Source organism: Mycobacterium aquaticum (assembly GCF_002086485.1).
GTDB classification, from domain to species: Bacteria; Actinomycetota; Actinomycetes; order Mycobacteriales; family Mycobacteriaceae; genus Mycobacterium; species Mycobacterium aquaticum.
Window position 1 is genome coordinate 1 of the sequence record NZ_MVHF01000021.1, and the last position, 11,326, is coordinate 11,326.

Below are 11,326 nucleotides of genomic sequence, written 5' to 3' on the forward strand. Positions count from 1 at the left end.
CCGACCTCGGGCCCGGCCACCCGCCACCACTGACGAGATCCGTTGCACTGACCCCCACACGATTCCGCAACAGCCCGCAAACCCGTCAAATCCGTGCACAACTGGCCACTCGGCGACAAGGAGCCCGCGGTCACATCTCAAAGGGTCAGACTCGCTGTGGCACGCCTTCACTCACCGGTGCGTCGACGGACGCAACCGTGACCGCATCCTCGTCACGTGGCGCAGTGCGGCGCGACAGCGTCACGGAGAGCACGGTGGCCACCAGCAGGGTCGCCAACGCTGCCGAACCGGCCGCCGCCGAGGTGGGCCACAGCCCGTTGAGCAACAGGATCGCAGGCACGGTGCAGGTCGGGACGCCGAGCAGCACGAGGAACCATCCCGTGAAGTGGCCCAGATCGATCCGGCCGGCCTTGGCGACCCCGAGCCCCAGCAGCACGAAGAACAACGACCACATGATGGCCCACGTCGCCCAGATGACCGCGAACACCGGATCGGTGCCGACGCTCTTGATCGCGTAGTACACCGCGACGGCCGCGACGAACGAGCTGTACCAACCGAATCCGCGCGGGTCGATGTCGAAGATCTGGATGAACCCGAACCACAGGTAGGTAAACCCGAACAGATAGCTCGGCCAGGTCGCGTTCACGATGCCGGGGTCACCTTCGGACTGGAAGAGCACGAGCGTCGGCAGCACGACCTGAGCGGCCCCCACGAACAGGTTCAGCGGCGCGGCCCCACGGGCGTCGACAACCCCGACCGACACCAGCCCGTTGACGAACAGCGCCACGCCGACGAGTAACAGTCCGACGTTTCCCATCAGCGCGCCACCCATTCCACAAATTGCTCAGAGGTGATGACGGGCGCGAAGAAGTTGTTGATCCTTTCGAACGCCGCTCGCTCCTGATCCGGGTGGGCGGCGCCCGTCGCGTCACCGATGACGATGGGCAGCAGGCCGTGATCGCGGGCCGCGCGAGCATTGCCTTCGACGCACCAGTCGAGGTGTATCCCGGTGAGCACCAACACCTCTACCCGCTGCCGGCTCAGCGCCAGCGGCAGATCGGTGCCGACGAACGCCGTCTGTAGTGCCTTTTCATAGAGCTCGTTGTCGCCGGGCCGGACCAGCTCGCGCAGTTCGCCGACAAGTTCGTTGTCCCAGGCGATCTGCTCGGCGGTGGCGTCGATGTGGCCGGTCCATCCGTCGTACTGCGCCTTGTCGAAATCCGTCTGCGGATAGTCGCCGCGGAACACCGAGAACCCGATCCAGTTGAACGACACGAAGTTCGGCGCCGAGCGTGCCGCCTTGGCCACCTTTACGGTCGCCTCCAGGCTGCCGCGGAACGCATGCCCTTCGGCGTACTGCACCCCGCCCGGTTTGTACAGGGAGTTTGACTGGCTGATCGACAGGAAAGCGGCAGGCCGCGAAAGGATCTCGCGGAAGTCGAGCTGCTCCCACTGTTTGGCCAGCGGTGGGATGGCGGCTCGATTGTCGGCCGGATATCCCAGTGCCTCGGGGTCCAGCGCAACCGGAGGGAGCGGGGTGGTTTGAGATGAGCCGTTGACGGCGAGTGCGGTCACACCCCCACCTTCGGTCGCGGTAGGACAGGTTCACAGTCTTTGAATCGACGCGATTCTGGCCGGCTTACCGGTAGTCGTACGACCAGTACGGCGAGCAGTAGTCCGGCAGGTCGGTCACCACCGGGTCGTCGGCGAGCGACCGCGACAGGTTGAACAGGTACCGCGGGTCGGAATGCGGCCCGTGAGAGCGCACACAGCCGCGGATGTCCGCGGGCAAGCGGTGCAGGGCCGGATTGCTGTCGCGGTTGCTACCGCCGACGGTCCGTCGACGGCTGTCTCGACCTCGAACGCCTCGGCGCGCAGCCTGGTGGCCACCGCGGACAAGATGGTCGGCTCGTCGTCGACCACCAGGATTCGCTTCACGGATCTGACTCTAGGTGCAGGTTGTGGTGGCCACGGGCAGCGATTGTGAAGATCCTGTGGAGACCATGTCGGCCGTTCTGGTTACGCTGGCCTGGGTCAGGACGTGTCAGGAGGGACATCGGGGTGGACCAGAACACGGCATGGTCCACCGACGAGGTGCGGCAGTTTGCCGGGAAGGCCTATGCCGCGGGCCAGAAGCTGGCAGGGGCTGCCGGCTGGTCCAACACGGGCGCCACCCAGACCTTGTTGTGGGGCGACTTCCAGGGCAGCGGGCGCACGCCCTATCGCGTGCAGGTCAACCTGGTAGGGCCTACGTACAAATGCTCGTGCCCGTCGCGGCAGTTCCCCTGCAAACACGTGGTCGGTCTGGTGCTGCGCTGGTGCGGCGGCAGCGTCGACGCTGCATCGGAATCGCCGGCAAGCACGCTGACGACGCCGGCCGCCCCGAAGGCGCCGCGGGAAATCAGCGAGAAAGCCATCGCAGCGCGGCAGCGCAGCGTCGCCGAGGGGTTGGAGCAGCTCGACCGGTGGATCCATGATCAGATCCGCAACGGCATCGCCGGGATCAGCACCGACCCGTACGCGGGGTGGAGCGAGCCGATCGCCAAGCGCATGGTCGACGCCAAGGCACCCGGCCTGGCGGGCTGGTTACGCAACCTCCCCGGCTATCTCACACACGACGAGTGGCCGCAGATGATCATCGAGGATCTCGGGTTGATGCAGCTGCTCATCGACGCTTACCGCAGCATCGACACCTTGTCCGAGGAGACCGCTGCGGCGGCGCGCCGCCACATCGGGTTCACGGTGGCGCGGGCCGAGGTGCTGGCGACGGATCCGGTGACCGACACCTGGCAGGTGCTCGGCTACGCGGAGACCTTGGAGGACCGCTACACCACCCGGCGAATGTGGTTGAGCGGCAATACCACCGGGTTGCTCGTCAACGTGCAGTCCACCGCGCCGAGCGGCGCCAGCTTCGACAACCGGCTCACCCCCGGCCGCGAATTCACCGGCGGGGTGTATCTGTATCCCGGCGGGCCGTCGAGCTTCCGTGTCGCGATCCCCGACGGCGATGTGCCGACGACGCCCATCGAGCAGCTCGCCGTCACCGGCACCGGGATCGACACAGCGCTGGCCGGACGGGCCCGCGCTCTGGCCACCGACCCGTGGCTGCTGCGCTACCCCGCGATCGTCATCGCCCGGCCCGTTCAACACGGCAAGCCCAAGCGCCGCCATCTCGTCGACGCCGATGGCAATGCGCTACCGGCGATCTGCGACGACGACCGCTGGGCACGGCTGCAGGCGGCAACCGGCGGCCGGCTGCACCCGATCCTGGCCGAGATCACCACGGACGGCATCGATCCGCTGTCGATGCTCAGCGATGCGCAACCGTCGCGCTTGTCCGGACCGGCGGTGACGGCACTATGAGCGACTACCAGCGGATGATCTCCGCCGCGACGGTGGGATTCGGCGCGAAACCCTTTCCGGCAGGCACATTCGATCCTCCCGTCGACGGCCGCGTCGCCGCGGTGTGCGACGCAGACGATTCCGTCGGATCGGTGCTGCGGGTGGCGGGCCTGTACGCCATCGCCCGTCGAGCGGGCCAACTTCCCGAACGCGTCGAGCCGGCCACCCCGCCCGCGCCGGCTGAAACCCGGCGGCTGATCACCGCTGCACATGCGTTCCTGATCGAACGGGCGCTCACCGTCAGGCCCATCCTCGACGGCGTACTCGAAGACATCGCCGCGGCCGGCCTGCGCTTGCCACCGCGGCTCATCCCTGAGCTGTTGCGGCTGCAGCAGAGCGGTGTTGTGACGCAGGCACTCTGGGACGCGATCGGCAATGCCGGCCGGTGGTATGCCGTCGAGCGCTACGGCCGCGGCCACCGCGCGCTGCGCACCGTGCTGCGGGCGGACACCACGGACTGGCCCAAGGAAACCGACTACACCCACGGCGACATCACCAAACGCCTCGAGTGGCTCGCCGTCGCGCGCAGGCTCGACCCGGACCGGGCCCGCGACGTCGTGGCGTCGCACTGGGCTTCCGAGGATGCCGAGTCGCGGGCCACGCTCTTGGCGGCGTTCGCGCACCCCGAGCACGACGCCGACGAGCCGTTCCTGGAAGCCGCGCTCGATGATCGCGCCGTCACCGTCCGCGCTGCCGCTGTCGCCGTGCTCGACCGGCGGTCGCAGAGCGGCTACCTCGATCGCATGAAAGCGCGTGCCGCTCAGATCTTCTCGGTGAAGAAGTCGATGCTCGGGGTGAAGATCACCGTCCATCCCCTGCCCGGAGCCGACGCTGCCGCCGTTCGCGACGGGCTGAGCACCACCAAACCGGAGGCCGTCATCGCGCGCACCCCCATCGCCTTCTGGAGCGAGGTCTTCGGTGGGGCGGCACCCGAGAAGGTGGCCCGCGCGCTGCCAGACACCGTGCTCGCGGCGCTGACGCTCAGCGCGCTACGCGGCAACGACCCGAGATGGGCGGTTCCGCTGTTACGGCATTGTCTGCCAACCGATTACGGCACCTCCTACAATGCGGTCACCGCTCACCCGGCGATCTCCGCGGAGATGATCCGCGCGCTCACCAACACCGCGGAGTCAGCGCCCCTGGTACGTCTCGCGGCGGGGCTGCCGCGCCCGTTCTCCCGGGAGGTGGCCGAGGCGCTGTTCGGGTCGTTGGCCGGAGCCGGCTGGGGCACAGCGCGCCAGCGTCGAGAGGCCGCCGCCCATCTGGCTGCCGGGTATCCCCTGGACTGGCTGCCGCGCTTCGCCGCATTGGTCGACCGCACGACCGACGAAGAATTGCACAAGTTCTACGCCACCGTGTTCGAACTGCTCACCCTGCGCTCCGACATCACAAAGGAACTGCCATGAATCCGACCCTGCTGCGCCCGCACGCCGAGCAGTTGTTCGCCGGAGAACTCGCCGCACTGCGCGCCGCGGACACGTTGCCGGTACCGCCGAGCTGGTCGATGTCGCCGAATGCCGTCGTCCGGTATCTGCTCGGCGGAGAAACCGTTGAGGGCGTGGAGATCACGCCGAAGTACATCGGCCCGCGCCGCCTCATGGAGGTAGCGGTGGCGACACTGGCCACCGACCGGGCGCTGCTGCTGCTCGGAGTTCCCGGCACCGCCAAGACCTGGGTTTCGGAGCATCTGGCCGCGGCCGTCACCGGGGATTCGACACTGTTGGTGCAGGGCACCGCGGGCACCGTCGAGGAAGCCGTGCGGTATGGCTGGAACTATGCCCGGCTGATCGCCGAAGGGCCGTCCGAGCAGGCCCTGGTCCCGTCACCGATCATGACCGCGATGCGCGACGGCAAGATCGCCCGCCTCGAGGAGCTCACGCGCATCCCGTCGGAGGTGCAGGACGCGCTCATCACGGTGCTCTCCGAAAAGACCCTGCCGATACCAGAACTCGGCACGGAGGTGCAGGCCACGCAGGGCTTCAACGTGATCGCGACCGCCAACGACCGCGACCGCGGCGTCAACGACCTGTCATCGGCACTGCGGCGCCGGTTCAACACCGTCGTGCTGCCGCTGCCCGCGAGTCTCGATGACGAGGTCGAGATCGTGACGCGGCGGGTCGCCGACATCAGCGGATCGCTGCAACTACCCGAGGTGCCGACCTCGGCCGACGAGATCCGCCGCGTCGTCACGGTTTTCCGCGAGCTGCGCTCCGGGTTGACCGCCGACGGCCGCAACAAGCTCAAGCAGCCGTCGGGCACGCTGTCCACCGCAGAGGCGATCTCCGTTGTGACGCAAGGGATCGCGATGTCAGCGCACTTCGGTGACGGTGTGCTGCGACCTGCTGACACCGCGGCGGGCATTGTCGGTGCGGTCGTGAAGGATCCGGTCAACGACGGCGTGGTGTGGCTGGAGTACCTCGAGGCCGTGGTGCGGGAACGGGACGGCTGGGCCGACTTCTACCGGGCATCGCGGGACGTGCTGAACTCGTGACCACCCACGTCCTGGGTATTCGGCACCACGGTCCCGGTTCAGCGCGGGCCGTGGTGTCCGAGCTGGACCGCATCCAGCCGGACATCGTGGTGATCGAAGGGCCGGCCGATGCCGACCGGCTCGCCACCGACGTCGACCACATCGACATGGTGCCTCCCGTCGCGATCATGGCGTATGCGGTCGACGATCCCGCGGTGTCGGCGTTCTGGCCGTTCGGCGGCTTCTCCCCGGAATGGCAGGCGCTGCTGTGGGCCGCGCACCACCGGGTGCCGGTGCGGTTCTGCGATCTGCCCGCGGCCACCGTGCTGGCGCAGCGTGACCAGCGGCACGAGAATGCATCGTTCGTGCGCGTCGATCCGATCGGGGCGCTCGCCGAGGCTGCGGGCTACGACGACCCGGAACGCTGGTGGGATGACGTTGTCGAATCGCGAACCGACGGAACCGGATTCGACGCGATCACCGAGGCCATGCGGACCGTGCGGGAGCTCGAGCCCGCCGAGGACGATCCGATCGAGCATCAGCGTGAAGCACACATGCGTCAGGTGATCCGGAAGGCAACCAGGGAATTCGCGACCGTGGTTGTGGTGTGCGGTGCCTGGCACGCGCCGGCCTTGGCCGGAAAACTCCCCGCCGCGAGCGCTGATTCGGCGCTGCTGCGCGGCCTGCCCAAGATCAAGTGCGCGACGGTCTGGGTGCCGTGGACACATTCACGACTGGCCGCGGCGTCGGGTTACGGTGCGGGCATCCGCTCACCGGGCTGGTACCAACACGCGTACCTCGAACGGGACCGCCCGGTGGAAACCTGGCTCACCCTGGCGGCCAGGGCGTTACGCGAGCACGACGTCTTCGTCTCCTCGGCACACGTGATCGAAGGGGTCCGGCTGGCGAACGCGCTCGCGGCGATGCGCGGCCGAGCCCATCCCGGTTTGAGTGAGGTCAACGAGGCCACCGAAGCCGTGCTGTGCGAGGGTTCCGACACCCGGTTCGGGCTGATCGTGCGCGAACTGGTGATCGGTGAACGGCTGGGCAGCATTCCCGAACACCTTCCCATGGTGCCGCTGCTCGCCGACATCACCAAGCAGCAGAAATCGCTGCGGCTCAAACCTGACCCGACCGCCAAGCAGGTCATCCTCGACCTGCGCAAGCCCAACGACCTTGCCAAATCTCATCTGTTGCATCGGCTCGCCGTTCTCGGCATTCCGTGGGGCGAGCCCGAGATGACCAGCGGGCAGGGCACATTCAAAGAAGCCTGGACGCTGCAGTGGCTGCCGGAGTTCGCTGTGAAAGTCGTGGTGTCGTCGGTGTGGGGCAACACCGTGTACCGCGCGTGCAAGGCCAAGCTGGCCGACGCCGCCGAGAACGCGACACATCTGGGTGAGGTGACCGCCGCGATCGAGGCTGCCCTGCTCGGCGGTGTCGACGAAGCCGTCGCACCACTGCTGACCATCCTGGAGAACAAGGCCGCGGTCGACCGCGACCTGACCGAACTCATGGCGGCCCTGCCTGCGCTGGCCCGGTCGCTGCGTTACGGCGATGTGCGCCGCACCGACGCAGGCGCGCTCGGCGAGGTCACCACGTCATTGCTGCGCCGGGTCAACGTCGGGCTGCCCGCGACGCTCACCGGACTGGGTCCCGACGCAGCCGCCGAGATGCTCGTGCACGTCAACGCCGTCACCGAGACCGTAGATCTGCTGGATGCCGAGGTTCGCGGCGAATGGCTGACCACCATCGCGCGACTGGCCGACCGCGACGATCTGCACGGCAGCCTGGTCGGCCGCTTCGTGCGAATCGGTGTCGACGGCGCGGTGTTCACCACCACCGAAGCGGCCCGACGCATGCGCCGTGCCCTGAGCATCGGTGCGCCTGCCGACGAGAAGTCCGCCTGGATCGAGGGCTTCCTGTCCGGCAGCGGACTGCTGCTCGTGCACGACACCGAGCTGCTCTCCGTGATCGACGAATGGCTGATCGGTTTGACGGCAGCCGAATTCACCGATGTCCTGCCGCTCGTGCGGCGTACCTTCAGCACGTTCGATGCCGGCATCAAACGCAATATCGGACACGCGGTCGCCACGGCAGGCGCCGCCGTCCACGCCGAATTCGCCATCGACGCCGACCGCGCCCGCCCCGCGGTGATCGCGGCGGCGGCCATCTTCGCACGAGGTATCGCCCATGCCTGACGAGGTTCTGCCCGACGAACGCGACCGCCGCTGGCGACTGGTGCTGGGCTCTGACGCGGAGTCCCTGCCGAGCCTGCAGGGCGGTGACGTCGAGATGGACAAAGCGCTCTCGGCGCTCTACGACCGCAAGGGCGGGCTCGGCGGATCGGCCCCCAGGGTGGCGCGCTGGTTGGGCGACATCCGAAAGTACTTCCCCAGCACAGTGGTTCAGGTGATGCAGCAGGACGCCATCGAGCGACTGAATCTGCGTATGCTGCTGCTCGAACCGGAGATGATGGAGAGCGTCGTCCCGGACCTGTCGTTGGCCACCACGTTGATCACCCTCGGCGAGGCCATTCCCGACGAGTCGAAGGCCTCGGCCCGAGCCCTGGTGCGCAAGGTGGTCGAGGACATCGAGCGTCGCATCGCCGATGGCACCCGGGCCACGCTGCGCGGTGCCCTGTCGCGCAGCGCGCGGACCAACCGACCGTTGGCCTCCGACATCGACTGGAACCGCACCATCGCGCGGAACCTGAAAACCTTTCAGCCTGAGCTGAACACGATCATCCCCGAACGGCTCGTCGGGTTCCGCCGCGCCGGACGCTCGGTCACCAAGGACATCGTGCTGGCCATCGACCAGTCCGGCTCGATGGCCGAATCGATCGTGTACTCAGCGGTTTTCGGAGCGGTGATCGCGTCGATGCGCTCGCTGCGCACGTCACTCGTGGTGTTCGACACCGAAGTCGTCGACCTCACCGATCTGCTCGACGATCCTGTCGACGTGTTGTTCGGCACCCAACTCGGCGGCGGCACCGACATCAACCGGGCCATCGCGTATTGCCAGACGCTGATCACTCGACCGGCCGACAGCATCTTCGTGTTGATCTCCGACCTCTACGAGGGCGGCGTGCGCGACGAGATGCTGGCCCGGGTCAAACAACTCGTCGACGCGGGCGTCCAGGTCGTGGTGCTGCTTGCCCTGTCCGATTCGGGCGCACCATCATTCGACCGCGAGATCGCCGCCGACCTGGCCGCGATGGAGATCCCCGCATTCGCCTGCACGCCCGACGCGTTTCCCGAACTGCTGGCGCTGGCCATCACCAAGGGCGACATCCGCGGCTGGGCCGACCGGACCGGCCTGGCGCAGCGCGGGATGGAGCAGGCCTAGTCGCACGCAACCGATTTTGACATCAGGGCTGTTGTGATCAACGAAGCGCAGCCCTGATGTCGAAATCCGCAATTCGCATGCCGCGGGGCAACGTATCTCAGGCCCGCTGGCTCGACACCGAGATGACCTCGCCGGTCAGGTAACTGGAGTAGTCGCTGGCCAGGAAGGCGATGGTCGACGCGACTTCCCACGGCTCGGCGGCTCTGCCGAACGCCTCGTCGGAGGAGAGCCGATCCAGCAGGTCGGCAGACGCTGACTTCTCCAGGAACTTGTGCCGTGCGATGCTCGGTGAGACCGCGTTGATCCGCACTCCGAATTCGACGGCTTCGATTGCGCTGCAACGGGTCAGCGCCATGACGCCGGCCTTGGCCGCGGCGTAGTGCGACTGGGAGTGCTGCGCGCGCCAGCCGAGAACGCTGGCGTTGTTGACGATGACGCCGCCGTGTTCGACCCCGCGGAAGTAACGCAGGGCGGCGCGAGTCGCCCGCATCACCGAGTTCAGCGTGACGTTCAGAACACGGTCCCACTCGTCGTCGGTCATGTCGACCAGCGGTGTCTCACCGCCGAGGCCGGCGTTGTTGACCAAAACATCCAAGCGGCCCATCTTTTCGACCGTCGAGGCAATCAAAGCGTCGACAGCTTCGGTGGAGGTGACGTCGCACACCACATCCTCGACCCGGCCCAAGCCCAGTGAGGCCAACTGCTCGCGGGTCTCCTTCAAGCGCCGTTCGTGGTAGTCGGACACCACGACGTCGGCACCCTCCAGCAGCGCGCGCCGCGCAGTGGACGAGCCGATGCCGGTGCCTGCGGCAGCGGTCACCAGGACCACCTTGCCTTTCAGCAGGCCGTGACCCTCAACCTCTTTGGGGGCTACTGAGAGATTACTCATGCTTCTTCCTTCTGGGCTTCGCGCAAGCGCTCAGCCCTTTGCCTCTCGGGGTAGGCCGAGCACCCGCTCGGCGATGATGTTGCGCTGAATCTCGTTGGATCCGCCGTAGATGGTGTCCGAACGTGAAAACAGGTAGAGCCGCTGCCACTCGTCGAATTCGCCGTCGGGCAGGGTCAGCCCGGCCATGCCCTGCACGTCCATGGCGATCTCGCCGAGTTCACGGTGCCAGTTGGCCCACAACAGCTTCGACACTGAGTCTTGCCCGGGCTGCTCCACATCCATCGTCGCCAACGCGTAGGACCGCATGGCCTGCAGCCCGGTCCAGGAGCGGGTCAGCCGTTCCCGGATCAGCGGATCGTCAGCCGCACCGGTGCGCTTGGCCAGCTCGACCAGGTTGGAATGCTCACGGGCATAACGGATCTGCTGCCCCAGGGTCGACACCCCACGCTCGAAGGTCAGGGTGCCCATCGCCACGCGCCAGCCGTCGCCGGGTGCTCCGACGACCAGTGACGCGTCGGTGCGGGCGTCGTCGAAGAACACCTCGTTGAACTCGGAGTCGCCGGTGAGCTGGATGATCGGGCGGATCTCGACGCCAGGCTGGTCCAGCGGCACCAACAGATAGGACAGCCCGGCATGCCGCTTGGAGCCCTTCTCTGTGCGCGCCACGACGAAGCACCACTGGGCCCAGTGGGCGAGCGAGGTCCACACCTTCTGCCCGTTGATCACCCATTCGTCGCCGACCAGCTCGGCCGTCGTCGCCACGTTGGCGAGGTCGCTGCCCGCGTTGGGCTCGGAGTAGCCCTGGCTCCACAGCTCGGTGACATTGCGGATGCTGGGCAGGAACCGTTGCTGTTGTTCGGGGGTGCCGTACTCGATGAGCGTCGGTCCGAGCAGTTCCTCGCCCAGGTGGTTGACCTTGTCGGGCGCATTGGCGCGGGCGTACTCCTCGTAGAACGCGACCCGGTGCGCAACCGAGAGCCCGCGTCCACCGTGCTCGACGGGCCACCCCAGGCAGGTCAGCCCGGCAGCGGCGAGGTGTTGATTCCACGCTCGCCGCTCTTCGAATGCTTCGTGCTCACGACCCGGTCCGCCCAGGCCCTTGAGCGCGGCATATTCACCGACCAGATTGTCTGCGAGCCACTGCCGGACCTCGGCCCGGAACTCCTGGACCTCTATCACCCCTGTAGGCTAACCTACCAAGCACTTGCTTTGTTAGAGGA

Annotated in this window: 10 protein-coding genes; 5 read left to right on the forward strand and 5 right to left on the reverse strand. The window is 67.3% G+C overall.

Annotation, left to right across the window (positions count from 1 at the left end; all coding sequences use genetic code 11):
• Positions 1-145: 145 nt before the first annotated feature.
• The 3 genes from BST13_RS19915 to BST13_RS40210 form a co-directional block, all read right to left on the reverse strand.
• A complete protein-coding gene (locus BST13_RS19915) occupies positions 146-817 on the reverse strand; it encodes an AmiS/UreI family transporter (protein WP_083165856.1) in 672 nt (223 codons plus the stop codon).
• Positions 817-1,575 carry a cysteine hydrolase family protein gene (locus tag BST13_RS19920; RefSeq protein ID WP_083165755.1) on the reverse strand — a complete coding sequence of 253 codons (759 nt, stop codon included), beginning with the start codon at positions 1,573-1,575 and terminating at the stop codon, positions 817-819. The genes BST13_RS19915 and BST13_RS19920 overlap by 1 nt, the downstream gene beginning before the upstream one ends.
• 64 nt (positions 1,576-1,639) lie before the next feature.
• Positions 1,640-1,768, reverse strand: coding sequence for a hypothetical protein (locus tag BST13_RS40210; RefSeq protein ID WP_281254761.1), 129 nt, complete (start codon positions 1,766-1,768; stop codon positions 1,640-1,642).
• Between the two features lie 293 nt (positions 1,769-2,061).
• Between BST13_RS40210 and BST13_RS19935 the strand changes: the two genes are divergently transcribed.
• From BST13_RS19935 to BST13_RS19955, 5 genes are read left to right on the forward strand one after another with little or no spacing between them, the layout of a single operon-like run.
• Positions 2,062-3,363: an SWIM zinc finger family protein gene (locus BST13_RS19935; RefSeq protein WP_158087172.1), complete on the forward strand. Its 1,302-nt coding sequence runs from the start codon at positions 2,062-2,064 to the stop codon at positions 3,361-3,363.
• Positions 3,360-4,808, forward strand: a complete 1,449-nt coding sequence (locus tag BST13_RS19940) for a DUF5691 domain-containing protein (RefSeq protein WP_083165757.1) — start codon at positions 3,360-3,362, stop codon at positions 4,806-4,808. Before BST13_RS19935 ends, BST13_RS19940 begins: the two co-directional genes overlap by 4 nt.
• On the forward strand, positions 4,805-5,893 hold the full coding sequence (locus BST13_RS19945; protein WP_083165758.1) for an ATP-binding protein: 1,089 nt from the start codon (positions 4,805-4,807) through the stop codon (positions 5,891-5,893). Before BST13_RS19940 ends, BST13_RS19945 begins: the two co-directional genes overlap by 4 nt.
• Positions 5,890-8,070 (forward strand): DUF5682 family protein, encoded by a 2,181-nt coding sequence (locus tag BST13_RS19950; RefSeq protein WP_245839749.1) that lies wholly within the window; start codon positions 5,890-5,892, stop codon positions 8,068-8,070. Before BST13_RS19945 ends, BST13_RS19950 begins: the two co-directional genes overlap by 4 nt.
• Positions 8,063-9,217: a VWA domain-containing protein gene (locus BST13_RS19955; RefSeq protein ID WP_083165759.1), complete on the forward strand. Its 1,155-nt coding sequence runs from the start codon at positions 8,063-8,065 to the stop codon at positions 9,215-9,217. The genes BST13_RS19950 and BST13_RS19955 overlap by 8 nt, the downstream gene beginning before the upstream one ends.
• 97 nt (positions 9,218-9,314) lie before the next feature.
• On the opposite strand, the gene ipdF is transcribed toward BST13_RS19955, so the two are convergent.
• Together ipdF and ipdE1 are read right to left on the reverse strand one after the other, a co-directional pair.
• Positions 9,315-10,106, reverse strand: coding sequence for a (5R,7aS)-5-hydroxy-7a-methyl-1-oxo-2,3,5,6,7,7a-hexahydro-1H-indene-carboxyl-CoA reductase (gene ipdF / locus BST13_RS19960; protein WP_083165760.1), 792 nt, complete (start codon positions 10,104-10,106; stop codon positions 9,315-9,317).
• Positions 10,107-10,136: 30 nt separating this feature from the next.
• Positions 10,137-11,285: an acyl-CoA dehydrogenase IpdE1 gene (ipdE1, locus tag BST13_RS19965; protein WP_083165761.1), complete on the reverse strand. Its 1,149-nt coding sequence runs from the start codon at positions 11,283-11,285 to the stop codon at positions 10,137-10,139.
• Positions 11,286-11,326: the final 41 nt, after the last annotated feature.